Origin of the sequence: Capnocytophaga canimorsus (genome assembly GCF_002302565.1) — a bacterium.
In the GTDB taxonomy this organism is placed as follows: Bacteria; Bacteroidota; Bacteroidia; order Flavobacteriales; family Flavobacteriaceae; genus Capnocytophaga; species Capnocytophaga canimorsus.
On the sequence record NZ_CP022382.1, the window covers coordinates 1038193 to 1062672 of the forward strand.

Annotated in this window: 24 protein-coding genes; 16 read left to right on the forward strand and 8 right to left on the reverse strand. The window is 36.3% G+C overall.

Annotated features, from left to right (window positions below; all coding sequences use genetic code 11):
• Positions 1-148 precede the first annotated feature (148 nt).
• The 5 genes from CGC47_RS04500 (at position 149) to map (ending at position 5620) form a co-directional block, all read left to right on the forward strand.
• Positions 149-940: a DUF3108 domain-containing protein gene (locus CGC47_RS04500; protein ID WP_042002144.1), complete on the forward strand. Its 792-nt coding sequence runs from the start codon at positions 149-151 to the stop codon at positions 938-940.
• Between the two features lie 156 nt (positions 941-1096).
• Positions 1097-2383 (forward strand): M23 family metallopeptidase, encoded by a 1287-nt coding sequence (locus CGC47_RS04505; protein WP_095900047.1) that lies wholly within the window; start codon positions 1097-1099, stop codon positions 2381-2383.
• A gap of 28 nt (positions 2384-2411) precedes the next feature.
• Positions 2412-4031 carry a glucose-6-phosphate isomerase gene (gene pgi / locus CGC47_RS04510; protein WP_042002114.1) on the forward strand — a complete coding sequence of 540 codons (1620 nt, stop codon included), beginning with the start codon at positions 2412-2414 and terminating at the stop codon, positions 4029-4031.
• Positions 4032-4101: 70 nt separating this feature from the next.
• A complete protein-coding gene (locus tag CGC47_RS04515) occupies positions 4102-4779 on the forward strand; it encodes a DNA alkylation repair protein (RefSeq protein WP_082025348.1) in 678 nt (225 codons plus the stop codon).
• 40 nt (positions 4780-4819) lie between these two features.
• Positions 4820-5620 (forward strand): type I methionyl aminopeptidase, encoded by an 801-nt coding sequence (gene map / locus CGC47_RS04520; protein ID WP_042002112.1) that lies wholly within the window; start codon positions 4820-4822, stop codon positions 5618-5620.
• A gap of 20 nt (positions 5621-5640) precedes the next feature.
• Here the strand turns inward: map and CGC47_RS04525 are convergent, their stop codons facing one another.
• Both CGC47_RS04525 and CGC47_RS04530 read right to left on the reverse strand, forming a co-directional pair.
• Positions 5641-6018: a DUF983 domain-containing protein gene (locus tag CGC47_RS04525; RefSeq protein ID WP_041913641.1), complete on the reverse strand. Its 378-nt coding sequence runs from the start codon at positions 6016-6018 to the stop codon at positions 5641-5643.
• A gap of 33 nt (positions 6019-6051) precedes the next feature.
• Positions 6052-7536: a cellulose synthase family protein gene (locus CGC47_RS04530; protein ID WP_095900048.1), complete on the reverse strand. Its 1485-nt coding sequence runs from the start codon at positions 7534-7536 to the stop codon at positions 6052-6054.
• Between the two features lie 427 nt (positions 7537-7963).
• Between CGC47_RS04530 and ruvB the strand changes: the two genes are divergently transcribed.
• The 5 genes from ruvB (at position 7964) to CGC47_RS04555 (ending at position 15400) form a co-directional block, all read left to right on the forward strand.
• A complete protein-coding gene (ruvB, locus tag CGC47_RS04535; protein ID WP_041985912.1) occupies positions 7964-8986 on the forward strand; it encodes a Holliday junction branch migration DNA helicase RuvB in 1023 nt (340 codons plus the stop codon).
• 40 nt (positions 8987-9026) lie between these two features.
• Positions 9027-11000 (forward strand): putative porin, encoded by a 1974-nt coding sequence (locus tag CGC47_RS04540; RefSeq protein ID WP_042002138.1) that lies wholly within the window; start codon positions 9027-9029, stop codon positions 10998-11000.
• Positions 11001-11016: 16 nt separating this feature from the next.
• Positions 11017-12786, forward strand: a complete 1770-nt coding sequence (locus CGC47_RS04545) for a MutS-related protein (protein WP_095900050.1) — start codon at positions 11017-11019, stop codon at positions 12784-12786.
• A gap of 592 nt (positions 12787-13378) precedes the next feature.
• Complete coding sequence (locus tag CGC47_RS04550; protein ID WP_042002109.1) at positions 13379-14029, forward strand: hypothetical protein; 651 nt, start codon at positions 13379-13381, stop codon at positions 14027-14029.
• 345 nt (positions 14030-14374) lie between these two features.
• Positions 14375-15400 carry a pseudouridine synthase gene (locus CGC47_RS04555; RefSeq protein WP_082025347.1) on the forward strand — a complete coding sequence of 342 codons (1026 nt, stop codon included), beginning with the start codon at positions 14375-14377 and terminating at the stop codon, positions 15398-15400.
• Positions 15401-15547: 147 nt separating this feature from the next.
• Here the strand turns inward: CGC47_RS04555 and cdd are convergent, their stop codons facing one another.
• Positions 15548-16030, reverse strand: a complete 483-nt coding sequence (cdd, locus tag CGC47_RS04560; RefSeq protein ID WP_095900051.1) for a cytidine deaminase — start codon at positions 16028-16030, stop codon at positions 15548-15550.
• Positions 16031-16118: 88 nt separating this feature from the next.
• Here cdd and CGC47_RS04565 point away from each other — a divergent pair, with 88 nt between their 5' ends.
• Both CGC47_RS04565 and CGC47_RS04570 read left to right on the forward strand, forming a co-directional pair.
• Entirely contained in the window at positions 16119-16841 is a 723-nt protein-coding gene (locus tag CGC47_RS04565) for a copper homeostasis protein CutC (protein ID WP_095900052.1), read from the forward strand.
• Positions 16838-18073, forward strand: a complete 1236-nt coding sequence (locus tag CGC47_RS04570; RefSeq protein ID WP_042002106.1) for a metallophosphoesterase — start codon at positions 16838-16840, stop codon at positions 18071-18073. Before CGC47_RS04565 ends, CGC47_RS04570 begins: the two co-directional genes overlap by 4 nt.
• A gap of 26 nt (positions 18074-18099) precedes the next feature.
• Here CGC47_RS04570 and gldC read toward each other — a convergent pair whose 3' ends face one another.
• Complete coding sequence (gene gldC, locus CGC47_RS04575) at positions 18100-18429, reverse strand: gliding motility protein GldC (RefSeq protein ID WP_095900053.1); 330 nt, start codon at positions 18427-18429, stop codon at positions 18100-18102.
• On the reverse strand, positions 18429-19397 hold the full coding sequence (gene gldB / locus CGC47_RS04580; protein ID WP_042002103.1) for a gliding motility lipoprotein GldB: 969 nt from the start codon (positions 19395-19397) through the stop codon (positions 18429-18431). The genes gldC and gldB overlap by 1 nt, the downstream gene beginning before the upstream one ends.
• A gap of 307 nt (positions 19398-19704) precedes the next feature.
• Here gldB and CGC47_RS04585 point away from each other — a divergent pair, with 307 nt between their 5' ends.
• Positions 19705-20340 carry a peroxiredoxin gene (locus CGC47_RS04585; RefSeq protein ID WP_013997872.1) on the forward strand — a complete coding sequence of 212 codons (636 nt, stop codon included), beginning with the start codon at positions 19705-19707 and terminating at the stop codon, positions 20338-20340.
• Between the two features lie 186 nt (positions 20341-20526).
• On the opposite strand, the gene dnaJ is transcribed toward CGC47_RS04585, so the two are convergent.
• The 3 genes from dnaJ to CGC47_RS04600 form a co-directional block, all read right to left on the reverse strand.
• Positions 20527-21648, reverse strand: a complete 1122-nt coding sequence (dnaJ, locus tag CGC47_RS04590) for a molecular chaperone DnaJ (RefSeq protein ID WP_042002101.1) — start codon at positions 21646-21648, stop codon at positions 20527-20529.
• Positions 21649-21670: 22 nt separating this feature from the next.
• On the reverse strand, positions 21671-22225 hold the full coding sequence (locus tag CGC47_RS04595; protein ID WP_042002098.1) for a nucleotide exchange factor GrpE: 555 nt from the start codon (positions 22223-22225) through the stop codon (positions 21671-21673).
• Between the two features lie 67 nt (positions 22226-22292).
• Positions 22293-23114, reverse strand: coding sequence for a Cof-type HAD-IIB family hydrolase (locus CGC47_RS04600; protein ID WP_095900055.1), 822 nt, complete (start codon positions 23112-23114; stop codon positions 22293-22295).
• 215 nt (positions 23115-23329) lie between these two features.
• Here CGC47_RS04600 and rpsF point away from each other — a divergent pair, with 215 nt between their 5' ends.
• The 3 genes from rpsF to rplI are packed head-to-tail and all read left to right on the forward strand — an operon-like array spanning position 23330 to position 24443.
• Positions 23330-23671 (forward strand): 30S ribosomal protein S6, encoded by a 342-nt coding sequence (gene rpsF / locus CGC47_RS04605; RefSeq protein WP_013997877.1) that lies wholly within the window; start codon positions 23330-23332, stop codon positions 23669-23671.
• Between the two features lie 5 nt (positions 23672-23676).
• Positions 23677-23970, forward strand: a complete 294-nt coding sequence (rpsR, locus tag CGC47_RS04610) for a 30S ribosomal protein S18 (protein WP_013997878.1) — start codon at positions 23677-23679, stop codon at positions 23968-23970.
• A 17-nt stretch (positions 23971-23987) separates the two neighbouring features.
• On the forward strand, positions 23988-24443 hold the full coding sequence (gene rplI, locus CGC47_RS04615; protein WP_044729843.1) for a 50S ribosomal protein L9: 456 nt from the start codon (positions 23988-23990) through the stop codon (positions 24441-24443).
• Positions 24444-24480 lie beyond the last annotated feature (37 nt).

The following is a 24480-nucleotide window of genomic DNA, read 5'->3' on the forward strand; positions in this document are numbered from 1 at the left end:
GTAGCTCATTGTAAAACTTCAAATAATAGTTTTCATAATTTAAAGTTTTGGTTGGTTAATGGAAAAGTCCGATATTTTATCGGGCTTTTTTCTTTTTGGTACATTTATTGTAATATCTTCCTTGATAACACTTAAAAACAAGATTTGTATGAAGAAACAAAATAAGGGTTGGTTATTTTTATTATTGTTGATATTTTCAATTTTTGAAGGAGTTTCTCAAGAAAGGAAGGAAGCTTTTCAGTCTGGAGAATGGATGAAATTTAGAGTTCGTTACGGAATATTCAATGCCAGTTACGCTACCTTACAGCTCAAAGAAACCGTTCGTAATGGCGAAAAGGTATATCACGCCGTAGGTAAAGGGCAAACCACTGGGTTGGCACGCTTGTTTTTCAAAGTAGATGATACTTATGAGAGCTATTTCGGAAAGTTAGATGAAAAACCTCGTTTTTTTATTCGTGATATCTACGAGGGCGGATATACCAAAAAACTGAACATTTCTTTTGACCATAATAAACAACAAGCAACTATTAAAGACCTAGAAAAGAATGAAGAAGCAATTATGGATACGCCTTTAGGTATTCAAGATATCATTTCCGCTTTTTACTGGCTTCGTGATCGTCCAGAATTGGAAAATATTAAGGAGGGTGAAGAAATCGTTATAGATATGCTTTTTGATGATGACGAAATTTTCAAATTTAAACTTCGTTTTTTAGGAAAAGAAAATATCAAAACGAAATTCGGAAAAATAAATACTTTAATGTTTCGACCATTGGTTCAAGACGGTCGTGTGTTTAAAGAACAAGAGAGTCTTACCGTTTGGATTACCGATGATGAGAATCGAATTCCGGTACAAGTACGGGCCAGTTTGCGAGTGGGATCACTTTGGGCAGAATTGGATGATTTTGGAGGCTTAAAGCACGAAACTACAATGAAAAAATAGACAGATTTGAACGGATGCCTTCGAGGCGTCCGTTTTGTATTTTGCCTTATGCTTTTTAAAATTTTCAAAGTAAAAATTTTCAATTATCATTTTTTTTATCGAAATTTGGCGAGTTTGTTCGGAAAATCAATTGGTTAAAAAGACTATTTACATTTTATGAAACGTTTTTTAAGAAAGAGTTCGGCTGTAGTATCATTGATAGCATTGTTTTGGGCGTGTGAAGAAAAAGGAACGGAAAAGGAAATACCTCAAGTGGTTGAAGAGGTCAAAAAAGCGCCTGTTTTTGAGTTCGGATTCAATTTAGATGAATACAATATTGTCAAAGATACCGTAAAATCAGGCGACACCTTTGGTAAAATATTAGGAATGAATAATTTTGGAATTTCTGAAATTCATCAAATTTCGGATAAAACCAAATCTGTTTTCGACCCCCGAACCTTAAGAGCAGGAAAGGCTTATGCTTTTTTGTTTGATAAACAAAAACCAGAAAAACCACATAGTTTTGTCTATCAGCCTTCACTTACTGATTATGTAGTGGTGCAGTTGGCAGATTCCATCTATGCCTACAATCAAAAGCGAAAAATTACAATCATTGAAAAAGAAGGTATTGGCACTATAAAAAGTAACCTTACCGAATCCGTTCTAGATGCTGGAATGACTTACAATGTGGCATTCAATCTTTCTCAAATATTTGATTATACAGTTGATTTTTTTCATCTAAGAGAAGGCGACACCTTCAAAATTATTTATGAAGAACGCTATGTAGATGATACTATTTACGCAGGAGTTTCTAATGTGAAAGCTGCATATTTTGAACATAAAGGCAATCCTTATTACGCTTTTAATTATACTACCGATTCCATAGCCAATAAAAAAGGATTTTACGATGAAAAGGGCAACACTATGAAACGGATGTTTTTAAAAGCTCCGTTGGAAATTTTTAGAATTTCATCGCGCTTCGGTATGCGTTTTCATCCGGTATTACACAGAATGAAAGCACATAAAGGAACGGATTATGCTGCCCCCCACGGAACCCCCATTCGTTGTACCGCTAGCGGTACAGTTATTGAGGCAGGGTACAATGCGGGTAACGGAAACTACGTTAAAATACGGCATAATAAAACCTATACGACTCAATATCTGCATATGTCAAAAATTTTAGTAAAAAAAGGTCAGCACGTACCACAAGGACACGTCATCGGAAAAGTAGGAAGTACAGGACTGGCAACTGGACCTCACGTTTGCTATCGTTTCTGGAAAAACGGAGTACAGGTTGATCCACTTAGAGAAGCTTTACCGCCTTCCGAGCCTATTGAAGATAAATACAAAACTAAATATATGGAGTATATCACTCCACTGAAAAATCAGCTTGACCAAATGCTGGCAACTCCAATTGAGCAGTCTCCTGCCGAAATGGAGCAAACACAAGTTTCGCAATTATAATAATTGATTTATCAAAATATAGAAAAATATGTTACAAGTAGTAAATCCTACCACTACAAAGGCTTGGATGTCTTTGCAAAAACATTTTGAGACCACTCAAAACGCGTTAATGAAATCCCTTTTCGAGCAAGACCCCAACCGAGCCAAAAGATTTTCCATTCAATGGCAAGATTTTTTGGTGGATTATTCAAAAAATAGAATGGATTCAACCACAATGGATTTATTGGTGCAATTGGCTGAGCAGTGTGGTCTTAAAGATGCCGTTGAGAAATACTTTGAAGGTGATTTAATCAATGCCACCGAAAACAGAGCCGTGTTACATACTGCTCTACGAGCCTCTACCGATGCTGTCATTCGAGTGGAAGGCGAAAACGTTATTCCTGAAATACAGAAGGTTAAATCCAAAATAAAATCTTTTTCCGAAGAAATTATCTCTGGAATAAAAAAAGGATATACAGGTAAAGCATTTACCGATGTGGTAAATATCGGAATTGGAGGTTCTGATTTAGGACCTGCTATGGTTACCGAGGCACTTAAATTCTACAAAAATCACTTAAACGTGCATTTTGTTAGCAATGTAGATGGCGATCACGTTATGGAGGTCATCAAGCACCTAAATCCTGAGACTACGCTTTTCGTTATCGTTTCGAAAACTTTTACCACACAAGAAACCCTTAGCAATGCTACTACCATCAAGCAATGGTTTTTGCAATCGGCAAAACCAGAAGATGTTGCTAAACATTTCGTTGCTGTATCTACCAATTTACAAAAAATAGATGAATTTGGCATTGATAGCAACAACGTATTCCCGATGTGGGACTGGGTAGGTGGTCGTTTCTCACTTTGGAGTGCTGTAGGCTTGTCAATTGCCTTATCGGTAGGATATGAGCATTTTGAACAACTTTTAAAAGGAGCTCACCAAATGGATGAGCATTTTAAAAATACGCCTTTTGAAAATAATATCCCCGTAGTAATAGCTTTATTGAGTGTTTGGTACAATAATTTTTACGGAGCAGAAAGCCAAGCAATTATTCCATATACTCAATATTTGCATCGTTTTGCCGCATATCTGCAACAAGGCATTATGGAGAGCAACGGAAAATATGTATCGCGTGACGGAAAAAAGGTAGGCTATCAAACTGGAACCCTCATTTGGGGAGAACCTGGAACCAATTCGCAACACGCCTTTTTCCAGCTGATACATCAAGGAACAAAACTCATTCCTACGGACTTTATCGGATTTAAAAAATCACTTTATGGAAATACAGACCATCATAATAAATTGATGGCGAATTTCTTTGCTCAAACCGAAGCTCTACTTAAAGGAAAGACCGAAGCTGAAGTTAGTGCTGAAATGGGGGATAAAGTCAATGAAAGTTTATTGCCTTTTAAAGTTTTTGAAGGAAATCGACCCACTACTACTTTTTTGATAGATAAACTAACGCCTGAAAGTTTAGGAAAGCTGATAGCTATGTACGAACACAAAATATTTGTAGAAGGTGTTATTTGGAATATCTATAGTTACGACCAGTGGGGGGTGGAATTAGGAAAACAATTGGCAAATCATATTTTAAAGGATATTGAAGCTACTGACGTTTCTCACCACGATGCTTCAACCACGCAACTCATAAAAGCATTTAAAAAATAGATAAAATTGACTTAGCCGAAGTGTTTACTTTGGCTAAGTTGTTTTTTATCCTGATAAAAAATCAAAAAAGATGATTTCTTTTGAAGCTGTTTTTTCTTTGTTACAAGAGCATAAGAATCAAGACAAAGCACAGAAAATGGAAGCCTATATGAAAAATCAGTTTGCTTATCTTGGTATTCCAGCTCCACAGAGAAAACGTTTGGTTAGCCCTTTTTTAAAGGAGACTAAAAAGGACTCCGCTATTGACTGGGCATTTGTTGAGCAATGCTGGGCTTGTCCTTATCGGGAATTGCAATATGTTGCTTTGGATTATTTGACATTAAAGAAAGAAACCCTCAAGCCTACTGATATTCAAAAATTAAGAAATTTTTCCGAACAAAAATCGTGGTGGGATACTATTGATGTTTTTGACCGACTTGTAGGAGGAATTGCTTTGAAAAACCCAGAAGTGAATGCTATTTTGTTACAATGGAGCATTGATGAAAATAAATGGATACGCCGAATTGCTATTGACCATCAATTGCTTCGTAAAGAACAGACAAATAAAGAATTGCTTTCTGAAATCATTTGTAATAATTTAGAACAGACGGATTTTTTTATCCGTAAAGCAATCGGGTGGGCATTGCGTGATTACAGCAAAACCAATCCGCAGTGGGTACACTCTTTCATTGAAAAACATTCTAATAAAATGTCAAAATTAAGTTTGCGAGAGGCAAAAAAATATTTAAAAAACGGGGAAAGGAACTAACTTTTACCCATAAATAAAAACATTTCGTTATTTTTGTAGTATGATACAGATTAAGTCACTTGAAGAAATAGAGTTGATGCGAGAAAGTGCCCAAGTAGTTTCCCGAACTTTGGGGGTGCTTGCCCGTGAAATTAAACCTGGAGTAACCACACTTCAGTTAGATAAAATGGCAGAGGATTATATTCGTAGCCAAGATGCCATACCTGGCTTTTTAGGATTGTACAAATTCCCTAATACGTTGTGTGTAAGCCCTAATGCACAAGTGGTTCACGGCATTCCGAATAATAAGCCTTTAGAGGAAGGCGATATTGTATCGGTGGATTGTGGAGCTATAAAACACGGTTTTTATGGTGACCACGCTTATACTTTCGAAGTAGGTGAAGTAGCCCCCGAGGTGAAACAATTACTCAAAATCACTAAGGAGTCACTCTACATCGGTATTCGAGAGTTCAAAGCAGGAAATCGTGTGGGCGATGTAGGATTTGCCATTCAAAATTACTGTGAAAGACACGGTTACGGTGTAGTACGCGAATTGGTGGGACACGGCATTGGTAGAAAAATGCACGAAGACCCTGAAATGCCTAATTATGGACGAAAAGGTAGTGGTAAGAAATTTAAAGAAGGTATGGTGGTAGCTATCGAGCCGATGATAAATTTAGGAACACATCGTATCAAGCAATTGAAAGACGGCTGGACGATTCTCACCGCCGATGGTAAGCCTTCGGCCCATTTTGAGCACGATGTAGCCATCGTTAACGGAAAACCAAAGTTACTTTCTACCTTCAAGTATATTTACGAGGCTTTAGGTATTCAAAGTAATGAAGAAGATGAATTTCAATAAAAAGAAAAAGAGGAGCAGAGTTATTGCTCCTCTTTTTCGTATGAAATAAAAATGTTTATCCAAATATTTCTTGAAACGCGCATAATTAAAGGCATAAAAACCACCAATGCGGCTACTATGGCAATAAAACTGAATTTTAATCCTGCATTTAGAAAAACGTACGAAATAACAAAAGCAGCAACAGCAACAGCAACCCCAACTCCGTAACTTACGTACATCGCTCCGTAGAAAAAGGAAGGCTCAATTTTGTATTTTAGTCCGCAATGCGAGCATTTTTCGTGCATTTTCAACGTTTCACTCATTTTATAAGCATTTTTTGAAACGTACATACTTTCGTTTTGACATTTAGGACAAGTACCTGTCAATATACTATATAGTTTACTACCTTTGCTAAACATAAATCGGGAAGATTAAAAAAGTGTTACCTACCTTTAAGCCTTTGAGGTTAATGACTTGAAAAATACAAATCCGAACCCCAAAAATAACATCAAATGGAAAGGAAATAATCCAAAATCGTTCAAACGTATAGCGCTATACATTCCGAACAAGAAATATCCCATCAAGATGAACTCAAAAATCATATTGGGTGAGAGTTTCGTGTTGATGTATTTATTGTCTTTCCAGCTATCTTTCAGTGAACTGATATTGAATTTTGGTGTACGTACGAACTCACTTTTTTTCCCAGTATGTCCTTCCAAAACAGCTATGGTATTGTGCAGTGAAAAGCCTAAGGCTACCGAGAAAAAGGTAAAAAATAACTTTATATAATCAATAAAATCATCAAAAGATTTACCTTGAATATTTCTATAAGTCACCCAATAACATATAAATAATATTATTGTACTGATGATGAAAAAACTAGTTATTTGGAACACCCATCCCAAATGTCCGTAAGTGTTTTTAATGTAAAGCATCGGGATACTTAAAATGGAAACCAAAAACACACATAAAAACATAGAACTATTTAGAAGATGCATCACACCGTGGAATTTGGTTTTAAAACTGATATTTTTTGAAGCTAATACCCTTGCCATTGATTTTCGAAAATTTTCAGCACCTCCCTTGTTCCATCGGAATTGTTGAGAACGTGCCGCTGAAATAACCACAGGAAGTTCTGCTGGAGTCTCTACATCTTCTAAGTATTTGAATTTCCAATTTTTAAGCTGTGCTCGGTAGCTCAAATCTAAGTCTTCGGTAAGGGTATCTCCTTCCCAATTTCCTGCATCGTAAATACAAGATTTTCGCCATATTCCCGCTGTTCCATTAAAGTTAATGAAATGTCCTTTAGAATTTCTACCTACTTGCTCGAGAGTAAAATGTACATCTAAAGCTAAGGCTTGTATTTTTGTGAGTATAGAATAATCTCTATTGATATGTCCCCAACGAGTTTGCACCACACCGATTTCGGGGTTTTTGAAGTAGATGACGGTTTTTTTGAGCCAGTCAGGTTGTGGCATAAAATCAGCATCGAATATAGCAATAAAATCACCTTTGGCTATGGCGGTACCTGCCTTTAAAGCTCCTGCTTTGAAGCCTTTACGGTCTTTTCTACGAATGTGTTGAATATCCAACCCACTTTGCTGCAATTGATTGATAATAGCAGCAGTTTCTACAACTGACTCGTCGGTAGAATCATCTAAAACCTGAATTTCTAGCTTATTCTTAGGATATTCTAACTTTGAGATATTTTCCAGAAGACGTTTTACTACGTATTTTTCGTTATACAGCGGAAGTTGTATAGTTACATAAGGAACTTGTTTGGCATCAAGTAGGTCAAACTTGGGAGAATCGTGATTTATACGCTTATGCTTTAGATAATTTATCAGTAAATTCAACATTGATAAGCTATACAGGAAAATCAAAACCAAAGCAACGCTGTAAATAGCAATGACAATGTAAGTAAGTATTAACCCCATTTTTGTTACATTTTTTGGTTGCAAATATATTAACTTTTTTTTGACTTAAGTCAAACACAACCGATTATTTCTGATGTCAATTTGGGTGAAAAATTAATTGATTTTTTATCACTTTGAGGGATTTGAGAAGTCAAACGAAACAAATCGTATCAAGAAATAATGGTTCTGTCCTGCCTTCTCTCCTCTTGTTAAAGCTTTAACAAGATACACCTAAGCCGATAAAAATCAAAAAAAACATTTTAAGTGCCTGACAAATAATATATTTGAAATATTTTATTGAAGGCAACCAAAGAGGCGTATTTTTCTCAATTTGTATTTTTATTTTGTTAATGATATATTTGTACGTTTTTCCTATGGTGTGTTTTTTAGGCAGTAAGGAATTAATGAATTACAGAATGTGTTGTAAACCCTGTTCAAAGGTATTGAAATGAATAAAAATTTAGACCCAAATAAAGACCGTTATTCTCCGCAAGAATTAGATATAGAGAAAGCCCTTCGTCCGTTATCATTTGATGACTTTGCAGGGCAGGAGGCTGTTCTGGAGAATTTGACCGTTTTTGTTAAAGCTGCCAATATGCGCCACGAAGCCCTTGACCATACGCTCTTTCACGGACCTCCAGGATTAGGAAAGACTACTCTGGCTCACATTCTAGCCAATGAATTAGGGGTAGGTATCAAAATAACTTCAGGTCCCGTTTTGGATAAACCAGGTGATTTGGCAGGGCTTTTGACCAATCTGCAAGAACGCGATGTCCTTTTCATTGATGAGATACATCGTTTGAGCCCTGTGGTAGAGGAATACCTATACTCCGCTATGGAGGATTATAAGATTGATATTATGATTGAATCAGGACCTAATGCTCGTACCGTACAAATAAACCTAAATCCGTTTACTCTGGTAGGAGCGACCACCCGCTCGGGGCTACTTACTGCACCGATGAGGGCGCGTTTTGGTATTCAATGCCGACTTCAATATTACTCTACCGAACTCTTAGCCGATATAGTACAACGCAGTGCCTCAATACTCAAGGTGCCTATCACTATGGAAGCCGCCATTGAACTTGCAGGAAGAAGCCGTGGGACCCCTCGTATTGCCAATGCGCTGTTACGTCGCATTCGAGATTTTGCACAAATCAAAGGCAATGGATCTATTGATATGGAAATTACTCAGTTCGGACTCAAAGCCCTCAACGTTGATGCCCACGGGTTAGATGAAATGGATAACAAAATCTTACTTACCATAATCGACAAATTCAAGGGAGGTCCAGTGGGTATAACCACCCTAGCTACAGCTGTTTCTGAAAGCGCCGAGACCATTGAGGAGGTGTATGAGCCTTTTCTCATTCAGCAAGGATTTATCGTCAGAACCCCACGAGGCAGAGAAGTTACCGATTTGGCATACAAACACTTAGGTAGAATAGATACGAATCGGCAAGGAATGCTGTTTTAACCACTAGCCCAAGATGAAAAACATCTCTTATACTATGAAAATTTCTTATCGCAATATCATTGCTTTGCTACTATTGGCTCTTGCACCCCTGTTCTTATGGGCACAAGAGGAGGACAATCAACAAAAAAACAAGTTGGGGTTCAAAACAATTCGGTCTCACAAAAAGAAAGATACGCTCCCCTTTACCATCAAAGACTACAAGATAATCACTCATCTTAAAGACACCATAGCGGTAGATACTACTTTAACCATCTATAAGTATTATAAACATAATGCGGTACAGAAAGATATGTTCGGCAAGATGCCCTTCTCAAATAAAGGACAAACCTATAACGCACTAACATACGACTTTACTCAAGCCGATTATCTGCCCTCAATGGGAGCCAATGCCAAAAAAACACTTTACTTAACTCCGCAAGAAATCAATTATTATCATCTACCTACCCCAATGACCGAATTTACCTACAAAACAGGCTTTGAGCAGGGGCAGGTTCTAAATACCCTTTTCAGTGTGAACCTCTCCCCCCAGCTGAACATCTTTATGGCTTATAAAGGATTACGCTCTTTGGGGAATTATCAAAACATACTGGCAAGTAATGGTAACTTCCGTTTTGGGTTTTCTTATTTGTCGCCCAACAAAAAATATACAGCTTTCGCCCATTATGCAGGGCACGACATCTACAATAATGAAAATGGAGGAATAGCTACACCCGAGCAGTTCGAGTCTGGAGATGCCCAATTTAAAAATAGAGCCGTACTTGACGTGCATTTTACCGATGCTCAAAGCACACGTGAGAGCAAACGCTATTTTTTAAGCCACGAATACGCTTTTTTAAACCATACCGACACCTTACTGACAAATAAACAGATACGATTGCGACATCAGTTCTTGTACGAAACCGAATACTATCAATTCGAACAAGCCACAGCTCAAAAAAAATATTTTGGTGATTCGTACGTTGTTGCAGAGCTCAATGATAAGGCAAGGCTTAAGAAAATGATAAATACATTAGGCACAGAGCTGGAATTACCCTACTTAGGACGTACTTTCTTGTCAGCCAATGCCTATCACTACAATTATTTTTTCCGCAATGCGTATTATACTTCGGGGGTGTTGCAACCACACCAAATAAAAGACACCGACCTTAGTTTGGGCGCACAATGGCACAAACGTATAGGAGGATTCGCTATTGATGCTCAAGCAGAACAAACTTTGGTAGGTAAGATAACCGGAACGCACTTAAACGGAAAGCTATCCTATGCTTTTAATACCCTAAATAAGATACAGGCAGGAATTGACTTACAATCAGCGATGCCTGATTTCAATTTCTTGCTTTACCAAAGTGATTATAAGAATTACAATTGGTATCATTTTGATGATTTTGGCAAACAAAATACCCAAACCCTATTTGCTGATGTGAACACCCAATGGGGCAATGCTCAGGCAAGTCTTTCCAATATCAACAATTATACCTATTTTGAGGTGCAAGAACCTATAACAGGCATAAGAAGTCAGTCTGTTCCTAAGCAATTTACTGGAGATATTCAGTATTTCAAGTTAAAGTTACAGCGCGAGTTTACTTTGGGGAAATTCAGCTTAGAGAATACACTACTCTTCCAGAAGGTGGTACAAGGGGAACCCATTTTAAATGTACCTACTTTCGTTACCCGAAACTCGCTTTACTTCTCCACTCACCTATTCAAAAAGGCGATGTACCTACAAACAGGCTTAGGGTTCAACTACTTCTCTTCATACTACGCCAACAGATACAACCCTCTTTTAGCCGAGTTTGAGGTGCAATCATTACAAAAAACAGGAGGATTCCCGATGTTCGACTTCTTCTTCAATGCCAAAGTCAGAACAATGCGTATATTCTTCACCATTGAACATTTCAATCCGATACTAATGGATAGAATATTTGACACCAATCCGTATAGATACTATTCAGCACCCGACTACCCCTATCGTGACCTAACCATTCGTTTTGGCATCGTGTGGAACATTTTTACCTAATAAATGCTAATAATCAATGCAAGAAAAATATATTGCCTTCATAGAAAAATATGAGAAGGCACTTCATAAGCAAAGCCAAATCTCTAATCGGATTAGTTTTTTAAGATTGTTACTGGCTTTGCTTTTGGTCTTTTCGCTGTACAAAACCTTTACGCAGGAGCCTATACTCCCCTATTTGGTGGCTGACTTAGTACTTATTATTACTTTCGTTGTCCTTCTAAAAATCCACCAAAAGAATGCTCTCCAGAGGAAACTCACCCAAACCCTTTTACAAATCAATAAAGCCGAGTACCATTATCTTACCGAAAATAAAAAACCTTGGTATGATGGGGCTTCCTATATCAATCCTCAACACGATTATTCTTACGATTTAGACATTTTTGGCACTGAATCGCTCTATCATCACCTAAATAGAACAGCGACTGAGGCAGGAAAGTACGCTTTGGCTCAAGAGTTGCTAAGCCACAATACTTCACAGCAAATTGTAAAAAAACAAAAGGCTACCGATGAGTTAGCGAAAGAAGTAGTATGGCGACAAGAATTTTATGCTCTGGCAAAAATGGTAAGCGACCTACCAGATAATGAGCAGAAGTTAAGAGATTGGGCAAAGCAAAATCACATTGGTGTCCATAGAAAATGGCAATATGTTGCCTATATATCCCCTATCCTTTTTTTCTTAAATTTACTATTGGTTTATGTCTTTGAAATACGCATCGTACCTGTTTATTTCTTTTTTACACTGAACTTGGTTATTGCGTATGCTCACTTAAAGCCTTTGCTTAAAGAGTCGCTAAATATGGGACGCATCTTTCAAACGATGCAATTCTACAAACGATTGTTTGAGAAGATAGAAGAAGCTAACTTTCAGTCAGAAACCTTACAACAGCTTCAAAAACAACTAAAAACCTCTGAATATAAAGCAAGTGCAGAGATTGCTCGATTAGGAAATGCACTGGGGCAGTTAGATAGCATCAGTAACATTCTCGCTTCGGTTGTTTTCAACGGAACGCTATTGTATCATTTGCATATTTATTTTTCTGTAATTCGTTGGAAGCGTCAATACGCTCACCTATTGCCGCTTTGGTTAGATACGGTTGGCACGTTTGAAGCTATATCCAGTGTTGCTAATCATACCTTCAATCACCCACATTATGTATTCCCAGAGCTTAATGAAATTCATCGATTTGAGTTTTCTGACTTGGGGCATCCGCTAATAATGAAAAACGGAGTGCGCAATGATTTTCATTTGGGTTCAAAACAAATGATATTGCTTACAGGTTCCAATATGTCAGGGAAAAGTACTTTTTTAAGGACAATAGGTATCAACTTAATACTGGCTCAGATAGGTGCTAAAATATGTGCTACTAAAGCTACCCTTTGCCCCATAAGGGTGGTTACCTCAATGCGTCAGTTTGATTCACTTTCCAGTGGAGAGTCATATTTCTTTGCCGAAATCAAGCGCTTAAAGCACATTATGGAGCAACTCACTGAACGCCCTTGCTTTGTTTTGCTCGATGAAATTTTGCGTGGAACCAATTCCGATGACAAACAGCAAGGTACTAAAGGAGTACTCGTTAAGCTACTTTCACTTTCAGCACAAGGCATATTAGCTACTCACGACTTGGAAATATGCAAAATGGCAGAGCAATATCCACAGTTAAGTAACTTTCGCTTTGAAGCTCAAATCATCGATAATGAGTTGTATTTTGACTATAAGCTCAAATCTGGTGTTTGCACCAATAAGAGTGCTACTTTCTTAATGAAAAAATTAGAGATAATCTCCTAGTTTTGATTATTAAAGCTTTTGAGCAAAAAGATAATTACTAATGACAGCACTTTCGCTTATTGATTTATGAAGTCTATAATGCTTACTATATATACATTTCATTTTTTTAGAACTTCTATCTTTATGTTTCAGAGCTTTTATCAAAATTAGTTTTCCAAAATAAGATTAAAAACTCAATTTTGAAGCATAAAAAGTAGGCTCCTAACCTATAGGACAGCACTTTTGCATATATAAAACTATGATACCAACCTATAGAACAACACTTTTATACATACATAACTACAATCCTAACCTATGAAATCACTATTTGACATACACAAAAGCACAGTACCAACCTATAGAATGATAGCTCCATATACCTTTAAGCACAATACTAACCTATAAAACTATAACTTCATATACATAAAAGTATGATACCAATATATAAAACAGCTATTTCATACACACAAAAGTACAAAACCAACATATAGAATAGCATTTCTAAGTTCATTTCAATGATTTTTTATATTATGTACATCAAAAAAAATGATTTAACCTACATATACTATATATTTTTACTTATTTTTATCATCTATACCAAAAACAAATAAAAATGATAACTAAACTTCAAACACTAACAAAGTTACTTAATAGTAGTAAAATGAATAGCTTCGTCCTATTTTATGCTATCTTCATAAGTCATATTACTATAGCTCAAAAAACAAACACAAACGATACCATATATCTACCTGAGGTTATCATTACCCAACATCAAAATAAAAAGCTAAAAAAAATGAGCAACTTAGGCAAAGCAGATAGGGTTTCATTTTCTTCGGTAATACCCAATACGTTTTACGCTAATAAAATAGTAACTAAGGAGTGTATCCAAATACAAAAAGTAGTATTGTACGTAAAGAAAAAATCGAACCTTAGCACTAACGAAAACTTTGAGTTGCTATTTTTCTCAGTAGGTAAAGAAGGATTTCCTGAAAAAAAGCTTCATAATGAAACCCTATTTTTTAAATTATTGAGGGAAGACAAAATAGAAATAAGTCTTGAAGAAATAAATTTACCACTTTGCCGAGAGTTTTTCATTGTAGTTCAAAAAACATTAGATAAGGACACTTCAGAATCGAACTATATCCTCTTGGGTAATAGACATAAAAAATCACAAACCTTTATTAAGATAAAAGACAAAAATTGGTATAAGCTAAATCACGTAAACCTAATGCTAGACATTTATTATACAGAGAATAAAAACTAATTTACCAACCAATAAAAGATAAAGCTCATCACCATTTTTAAATGAATACAGCTTTTTAATATAATTTAAACCTTTTATTCCTTTCAGAGCATTCTATTTTATTCAAATAAGAATAAAATCTACATTGAGAACTCCTTTCTTTATTACAATTGGCTTCTTTCTATTGATATGAATCATTCAAACAGGTATAATAATGCTTTAATTTTTATACTAATCCGCACAAAAAATCATTTTGGCACGCCTCCTTCAAAAGAAATGCTCAACGAATAAAAATATATTCGTACCTTTGCCACAATTTTTATGGGAATAAAAAGCCTTTTACAATTTCAATAAGTAACAATATCTATGGAAAATCAAAACAGACCCTATAAAGGAAAGTCAAACTTCCGAAACAATAATAACTCAAAGAGAAGTAATGCTACCTCATTTGAAAGAAAATCAGACGGAAATAAACCTTTCGATAAATCACGTAGTGATAAAAAAGAAAACAATAGTAATTTTACTAAAAAAGAACGCTTCTCTCAAGGAAATCAAGCCTTTCAACCTAAAAAACGACAAGGACAAGAGGGGAACAACAAGCCTTTTGTTAGTAAAGGTAGCAAACCTTTCAAGCCTTTTAAAAAGGAAAACGCACCTACATTTGATGCTTTTGCTGAAAAGAGTGAAATCCGCCTAAACAAATACATTGCCGATGCAGGGATATGCTCTCGCCGTAATGCAGATATTTACATTGCCTCAGGCAATGTGCAAGTCAATGGCGAAGTGATTACTCAATTGGGTTTTCGTGTAAAGCCTAACGATGTGGTAAAATTTGACGGTAAAGTGATTTCTTGTGAGAAAAAGGAGTATATTTTACTCAATAAGCCCAAAGGTTTTATCACCACTACCGCTGATGAAAAGGGACGAAAAACCGTAATGGATTTGGTAGGGAGAGCTACATCGGCACGAATTTTACCCGTAGGAAGGTTAGATCGCCCCACTACTGGGCTCCTGCTTTTTACCAACGATGGTGATTTAGCGAAAAAACTAACTCACCCCACACACGGTGTGTTAAAAATCTATCACGCCATACTTGATAAAAAACTCGATTACAAAGATTTTTTAAAAATCGAAGAAGGACTTGAATTAGAAGACGGTTTTATTCAAGTTGAGGAAATTAGTTATGTGGACGGGGCTCCCAAAAACGAAATCGGTATTAAAATACGAAGCGGAAGAAATCGTATCATTCGTCGTATTTTTGAGCACTTAGGTTATCAAGTAGATAAGTTAGACCGAGTGGTTTTTGCTGGGCTAACCAAGAAAGATTTACCGCGAGGGCATTGGCGACGACTTACTCAACAGGAAATCATCAACCTGAAAAACATTAAATAAACGATGGCGTTTGTTATAAAAATCCTACCTTAAAAAAGGTAGGATTTTTTTATTACCGAAAAGTATAATTATCGCTTTTAATGCCAATTGAACGAAGTGGAGATCTGAAAAAACATCTTCTTTCTTTTAAACCAACAACAAATAGGCTTAAATTAGGGTACCATCGAACAAAAATGGAAGCAAATCCTTTACTGATTCGGTTTTAATAATCTTTCCGGTTTTCCCCATAAAATATACAGCTATAGGTTGCTTTTGTCTAATTTCGTATTCTGCCATAGACTGCCTACAGGCTCCGCAAGGCGACACGGGCAAAACGGTAGGTTCTTGGGCTGTTCCTGTAATGGCAATAGCATCAATAATTTGGTTGGGAAAAAGCGCCGAAGCGTGATAAATAGCAACACGCTCGGCACAAAGTCCAGAGGGAAATGCTGCATTTTCTTGATTTGACCCCACACATATTTGTCCGTCTTTCAATCGGATAGCAGCCCCTACTTTGAAAAGTGAATAAGGAGCATAAGCATTCTCACGTACAGCAACTGCAGCTGCCATCAGTTCTTGAACCGATTCGGGAAGAGCCTCAATACTGTTAAAAACGGTATAATGCACCGAAATTTTTTTTTCTTCTTTCATAAATTTATGAAACTTAAAGTACAAATATAATGAAAAACAGCTTAATTTACCTATTTTTGCGCTTAAATAATCCTTGATTGATAGTAATATGATATTTGAAATCTGTGCCAGTTCGTTTGAATCGGCAAAAAATGCACAAATTGCAGGAGCAAATCGTATCGAATTATGTAGTGAATTGGGCGTGGGCGGTATTACCCCCAGTTTCGGACTTATAAAAAAAGTAATGGACGAACTGACCATTGAGAATTGTGTGCTTATCCGCCCCAGAAGCGGAGACTTTACCTATACGGAGGAAGAATTTGACATTATGTTGCGTGACATTACCCTATGCCGAGAATTGGGCTGTAAAGGGGTGGTTACAGGCGTGTTAAACACGGATAATACCATCGACGAAAAACGAACACTACAGCTTATAGAGGCTGCAGGAGCGATGGATTTTGTGTACCATCGTGCCTTTGATTGCACACCCAACCCCTTGGAAACTCTCGAAACTTTAAAACAATTAGGGGTAAAACGCGTACTTACCTCTGGAGGTAAAAAATCGGCTATTGAAGGCTTGGATTTACTTAAAATACTTCTTGAACAATCGGAAGGAAAAATAACTATTATGCCAGGAGGAGGCATCAATCCGCAAACCATTGTAAAAATAAAAGATGCAGGATTTGATCAAGTACATTTTTCAGCCACTACTTTTGAACCTGCCGCTAATGTACTTCCTTTTTCGTTTTTAACCGATAGTTTCTTAAACGAATCCGTGCGCCCTCTCTCAAATATTGCTCAAATCAAAAAAATAATTGAAGCTTCCAGATGATTTATGTCATTTTAGTAGGAGTGGTTTTAGGCTATGCCCTTTTAACAGGATACGCACTACAAGCACTTAAAGTTTTGCGTACTACCAAAGCAATAAGATATTTGTTTGTACTTCTATCGGCAGGAATTATCCTCAACGTATTTTGGCAGTGGACTCAACGAGATGAGCGGGTATGGACTTCCGTACAACTCTACTCAATGGGTGCTTTACTGACTTGGGCTTTAACCCTTGCCACGCTTAGTTTGGCACTTTTTATTGAAGATATTCAGCGATTTATCAATTTATTAGTAAAAAGAAAGCAAAGAAAAACAGAGGTTACTTCTCGCAGAAAATTTGTAAGCCTACTTGGGTTAGGAATGGCTGCCATTCCGTTTGCTTCAATGATTTACGGAATGACAAAAGGGAAATATCACTTTAAAGTTTGGAAGCACACGCTTTACTTTGATGATTTACCCGAAGCCTTTAACGGATTTAAAATTACTCAAATTTCAGATATTCATAGCGGAAGTTTTGATAATGAGGACAAAATACGCTATGCTATAGACCTTATCAACGAACAAAAGAGTAATATCATCACTTTTACGGGCGATATGGTAAATAATTTAGCCAGTGAAATGTTACCTTGGAAAGACATATTTAAGAATTTACACGCCCCAGAGGGATTGTTCGCTGTATTGGGTAATCACGATTATGGAGATTATTCCTCTTGGGAAAGCCCCAAAGCCAAAGCTCAAAACCTACAGCTGTTAAAAGATATTCAAGCCGAAATTGGTTTTGATTTGCTTTTAAATGAACATAGGTATATTGAGAAGGCAGGACAGCGAATTGCTCTTATTGGGGTAGAAAACTGGGGATATGGACGATTTTCAAAGTATGGTGATTTAGAAAAAGCATTAAAAAACACTCACGAAAAGGATTTCAAAATTTTACTTAGCCACGATCCCACACATTGGCAATTTCAGGTGATTCCTCAACAGAAAAATATTCATTTGACTTTAAGCGGACATACTCACGGTATGCAATTCGGGATAGAAATACCAGGATGGCTGCGTTGGAGTCCCTCACAATGGAAATACAAATATTGGGCAGGAATTTATCAGCAGAATGGAAAATTTTTGAATGTGAATCGCGGTTTTGGCTTTTTAGCATTCCCAGGTCGGGTAGGCATTTGGCCAGAAATTACGGTCATTGAACTCAAAGGGAAAAAGCAAAAAAACGAAACGACAACGTAAATAAGGTTGTCGTTTTGATTTACTCGTTAAGAAAGTTTCATTTTTTCAGCAAAATATTCACAAAAATCTTTCATCGTTTGTGTCATTTTCTCATCATTTGTGGCTCTATAAAAGGTATCTGCCATAGTAAAGAGGGTTTGATGAAAAAACTGCTTCATTTCATCGACTGACATATCCTTAGTCCATAAATCAATGCGGAGCGTTTCTTTTGCTTTGTGATCCCAAACGGAAAGAAACATAGCACGGGCTTCTTGTTGGGTTACTCCTCCGTCTTGGGCATTCCAGAATATTTTTTCAGGAACTCGATTTTCATCTAAAGTTACCGAAAGCTGAATATCAGATGTTTTTTTTGACATTATTTTTTAGGTTTATAATATGATTTTTTAAATAATTCATCTGCAGATAAAGACAAAAGCGCTACCAAGGAGGTTTCGGAGTGATTGTCAGCATACGATTTCACGATATTAAAACCGATATACTTGCCCACCTGCCCTGGCGACTCATTATCTAATTCCAAATAAAATTTTGAAAACGGTGCAGGATATAAAAAACGACTTAATAATTTTTTATCGGTTTGGTAAAGTAACTCGTTTTCTACAAAATACCGCCACATTTCCGACTCGTTGGCTTCTACCCAATTCCATTGCTCTTTGGTGTATTTTAAAAGAGCACTACTACTTTTTTTAGGAAGTAATAACTGCATCAGATAAAGCTTCTTACCTTCGAAAATCATAGCGTCTAAAAAAGAAAGATGTTGTTGACGAGGAATGAGTTGCTCGCTAAAAGTTTCAGCAACGTCAATAACAATATTTTCTTTTTCAAATTCGGATCGAATATATTTTTCAATGTCTTCATAAAAACGATGATTGACACCTAAGTAATTATCTAAGCCTATGAGTAACAAGCTATCAGCATAAATAACACGCGAGCGATAATCAACTTCCGAAGCAAGAGTAATGATTTTAGGCGATTCAAAATCAGGAAAATAATATTTAATATGCTGAAATAGGTTACGAAGTTGTTTTCTTTCAGAAGAAAACTGCTTAAACTGTTTTTGTATTTCGGCTGTTATTTCCAACTCCAAAGTATCTTTTTGTTTCGCTAACCAAATGCTGTCGGCAATATTACTGGGAAATAAATACGGATATTGCTTTTTAAGGGAATGAAAATTATCTGCTGAAGTTGTCACAAAAAGCGAATCAAAACGAATAATTTCCAAAGCTACTGGAATTTGCTCTATTTCCTTTTGGAGCGTGTCTGTCTTACAAGATACCAACCACATCGCGCAAAGGAATCCTACAAGAGTATAAACACTTTTTTTCATAAGTCTTTTAATTTAAGTGTACAGCAAAAATAGAAAAAATAACACAGCATACCGATAAAAACACAAATTATTTAGCTTAAATGTATGGAAGTGTTAAAACTGATTTGAATTATAGAAAATGTAGAAAGCAATAACTCTTAGTATGATATCCTGTATACACCTTCTGTAAATTACTCGAAGTACCGATTTGTTTTTCAATTTTGTATGACTTGATTTTATGGGTTCATCTTAAGTAAATTCTGTTTTTAAATATAATTGTGATATATTTGTGGCTCGAAAATTTATTAATCATTAAAAAAGAAAAACAATGGCTTTAGTTGGAAAAAAATTCCCAAATATCACCGTTGATGCCATTTCGCAAACGGGTGAAAATCTTAGAATCAATATTTTAGAAGAAGCTACTTTTAAAGAAAAAAAAGTTTTGCTTTTTTGGTATCCTAAAGACTTTACTTTTGTGTGCCCTACGGAGTTACACGCTTTTCAAGATGCACTTAAAGAGTTTGAAAAAAGAAATACTTTGGTGGTTGGCGCATCAGTCGATACAAATGAAGTGCATTTTGCGTGGCTAAACACTCCCAAAGAAGAAGGCGGAATCAAAGGAGTTACTTACCCACTCTTAGCTGATACTACGCGAAATTTATCAAATGCTTTGGGTATTTTAGAAGCAACACAAATTTACGATGAAGAATTAGACCAAGTTATTATTGAAGGTTCAAATGTTACTTACCGAGCTACCTATCTAATTGATGAATCTGGAAAAATCTTCCACGAAAGTGTAAATGATATGCCTTTGGGTAGAAATGTTAATGAGTATTTACGATTGATAGACGCTTACACACACGTACAGACCTACGGTGAGGTTTGTCCTGCTAACTGGGAATCAGGCAAAGAAGCAATGAATGCAAACCGAAAAAGTACCGCTGATTATCTCTCAAAACACTAAATATTTCTTCAAAAAGTACAAATACGAAAAAAGGAGGTCTTAAAAACAGACCTCCTTTTCTTTTATTTATCAATGATTTAGAGCTACATTACCTTCAATGTTTGGTAAAAAAATAGGCGGTACGATACTTTTGAACAGCCTATTTCTACTTTTATTTTTTAGAGATAAAACAATTATCATTTATTTTTAAGAAAACATATCTTTAACCTTCTCAAAGAAAGACTTTTCTGTTTTTTCGGGTTTCGGCACGAAATGTTCATCATTAAGCATTTCTCTGAAAAATTCCTTTTGTTTATCATTCAAATTTTTAGGAGTCCATACGTTTACGTGTATGAGTAAATCCCCTGTGCCATAACTATTTAAACTAGGAATACCCTTATTGCGTAATCTTAAAATTTTTCCTGATTGGATACCCTCTTCTAATTTGATACGCACCTTTCCTCCTATGGTGTCAATCTCCTTAGAAACCCCTAAAACGGCTTCTGGAAAACTGATATACAAATCGTAATGCAGATTCTCTCCTTCTCTTTTTAGGGTTTCGTGCTCTTGCTCCTCAATGACCACCAGAAGGTCTCCGGCGATGCTGCTGCTCCCTGGAGCCTCATTCCCTTTTCCAGAAACTTTAAGCTGTACCCCCTCCATTACTCCAGCAGGGATTTTTACTGAAATAGTTTCTTCAATAGTTTTTAACCCTTGGGCATCGGAGTTTTCGGGGCGTTTGTCAATAACTTGCCCAGCCCCCGAGCAGGTTGAGCAGGTTGTTGAAGTTTGCATTCTTCCTAGCATTGTGTTGACCTCACGTACCACTTGCCCCGAGCCTGAACAAGACGGACAATTTTTGTACGTTACCCCTTCGGCCTGAACTTTACGTTTTACTTTAATTTTTTTATCAGCTCCTTTAACAATGTCTTCCAGGGTAACTTTTACGCGAATACGTAAATCACCTCCGCGTACCCTACCTCTTCGAGCACTACCACCACTGAAGCCGCCAAAACCCCCAAAGCCTGAAAAATGTCCGCCGAAAATATCACCAAATTGGCTGAAAATATCCTCCATTGAGGAATAATGTGCGCCACCTCCTCCTTGCTCAAAAGCAGCGTGTCCAAATCGGTCATACTGAGCACGTTTGTTTTCGTCGCTGAGTACTTCATAAGCCTCGGCTGCCAATTTGAAATTCTCTTCAGCTTGTTTGTCTCCAGGATTTTTGTCAGGATGATATTTTATGGCTTGTTTGCGATATGCTTTTTTGATTTCAGCCGCTGAAGCCGATTTTTCAACCTCTAATATTTCGTAATAATCTTTTTTCATAAGTCCTTTTTAACAATGAAATTTATTGACCCACTACCACTTTGGGGTAACGAATCACTTTATCACCCAATTTGTATCCTTTTTCAACTACGTCTATAATTTTTCCTTTCAGATTTTCAGTAGGTGCCGGAATTTGGGTAACTGCCTCGTGAATTTCGCTATCAAAAACATCTTCAGCTTTAGCTTCAACTTGCTCCAAACCTTTACTTTTGAGTGTATTTAGGAATTTGCTATGGATAAGCTCTACCCCTTTAAGCATTTCTTTGTCTTCTGATTTTGAGATTTGAGTTAGTGCTCTGTCAAAGTCGTCAATAATAGGTAGCATTGCCGACAAAATGTCTTGTCCTGCGGTTTTAAAAAGTTCCAAACGCTCTTTGGTGGTTCGTTTTTTATAGTTTTCAAATTCAGCAAAAAGTCTTAAAAAACGGTCTTTTTCTTTAGCCAACTCCTCGTTTAAAGTATCTTCTTTAGAAAGGTTTTCACTTTCATTATCTGTTTTTTCTGTGGTGGTTTCCGCCTGTGTAGTGGTCTGTGCTTCGTTTGTAGCTTCTTGCGAATTTATATCTTCTTGTTTCATTTTCTTTTCAATTATAAATAATTTTTACATAAGCTTATCAAAAGTATTGCCATTTGAAAGAGCTGTGTCAAATTGTCATTTTTTCTAAAAAGTTAGCCACTCCATTTTCTTTGTGATGGTCAGTAATGGCATTAGCAACGGCAATTACCTCAGGACGAGCATTAGCAACAGCTACACCAAAGCCGACAGCTTTTGTCATTTCCACATCGTTATAATTATCTCCAAAAGTCATCACATCTTCAAGCCTAAGTTTAGGAAATTCACAAGCCATAAGTTGTTGTATGCCCGTTAGTTTTGAAACTGCCATATTTGAAATTTCAATATAAGTATCTTTTGAGCGGTAAAGATGTAAATCTTTTCCAAAATGTTCTTGCATATAGTTGAAAACAACATCAATAAGATTTGCCTCACCCATACACATAATTTTGTGTGCCCCAATGCTTTCACTTTCCCATTGCGCGAGAGTTTGCTCGTTTGAGCGTATTTGAGGCTGTGTTTGGGTATTGTTTTCTTCTCGAGCTGCCCATTGGTCGTAATTTTCAACAAACCACTGGTCATTATGAAATAAACTGATATGAATTTTTTGACTTAAAGATTGATTAAATTCGACGAGTTTTCGGGTAAAATGATTCGGAATTTCAACCGAGCGGATTACCTCATTATTGCCCGAAAGTACTAAAGCTCCGTTATAGCAAATCTTGGGAGAGTTTTCAATGCTCAATTTTTTTTGTAAATGAGTCATTTGCTTGGGCATACGTGCCGAAACTAACAAAAAAGGAATTTTTTGTCCCACACGTTTTACTTGCTCAATAGTTTTTTCCGAGAGGTCTCTGTCAGAATTAAGTAGCGTTCCATCAATGTCCGAAAAGATAATTTTAGGCAATTTCATTACATATTTTTTTTCATAGGGTGCAAATATAGAAATTCTTAAGATTTCAAAAAAATGATATAAAAATCACTCTAACACTCAAAGACTATGCTTCAAAACTTTGGGTTTTAGACCAAGCTAACCTTTTACCCATAAATATTTTATCAAAACGTTTTGTGTTTTGCAGAAAAAAGATTACTTTTGCCCTCAATTTTTAATATAAACTATAATTTAGTATGAATCATTACGAAACTGTTTTCATTTTGAATCCCGTTTTATCTGAAGCACAGATAAAGGAAGCAGTAGAGAAATTTGAGAATTTCCTAACGGCTAAGGGTGCAGAATTTGTATCAAAAGAAAATTGGGGCTTGAAAAAATTGGCTTACCCCATTCAAAACAAAAAAAGCGGATTTTATCACCTATTTGAATTCAAAGTTGCTGGTGAGGTAATTGACTCTTTTGAGTTGGAATTCCGTCGTGACGAGCGCATTATGCGTTATTTGACTGTAAAATTAGACAAACACGCCATTGCGTGGGCAGAGAAAAGAAGAGCAAAGTTAAACAGTAAAAAAGCCTAAGGAAAATGTCAATAGAACAACAAGCAAAAGGAAAAAAAGACGGAGAAATCAGATACTTAACTCCGCTTAATATTGATACTTCAAAACAAAAAAAATATTGCCGTTTCAAAAAATCAGGTATCAAATATATTGATTATAAAGATGCTGACTTTTTATTAAAATTCGTAAACGAACAAGGTAAATTGTTACCTCGCCGTTTAACTGGTACTTCATTGAAATACCAAAGAAAAGTAGCAACAGCGGTTAAAAGAGCGCGTCACTTGGCTTTGATGCCTTACGTAGCAGATTTATTAAAATAAAATAAAGGAGTAGAAGTATGGAAATTATATTAAAACAAGACGTTCAAAACTTAGGTTTTAAAGATGATATCGTAAACGTTAGAAATGGTTACGGACGCAACTATTTAATTCCTCAAGGATTTGCAATTTTAGCTACTCCTTCTGCAAAAAAGGTATTGGCTGAAAATCTAAAACAAAGAGCTCACAAAGAGCAACACGTTATCAATGAAGCTAAAAAAGTAGCACAAGCGTTGGCTACTTTAGAAATTAAAATAGCTGCAAAAGTAGGATCTGGAGACAAATTATTCGGTTCTATAAACAATGCCGATTTAGCGCAAGAATTAGCTAAAGCAGGTCACGAAATTGATAAAAAATACATTGTTATTGCTGGTAATACACTAAAAAGAGCTGGAAAATATAACGCTTCAGTTCGTTTGCACCGCGAAGTTACAGTTGACCTTCCATTTGAAATCGTTGCTGAGGTAGAAAAATAATCTTTAGTATTTTAGTAATATCTAAAAAACTAATTAC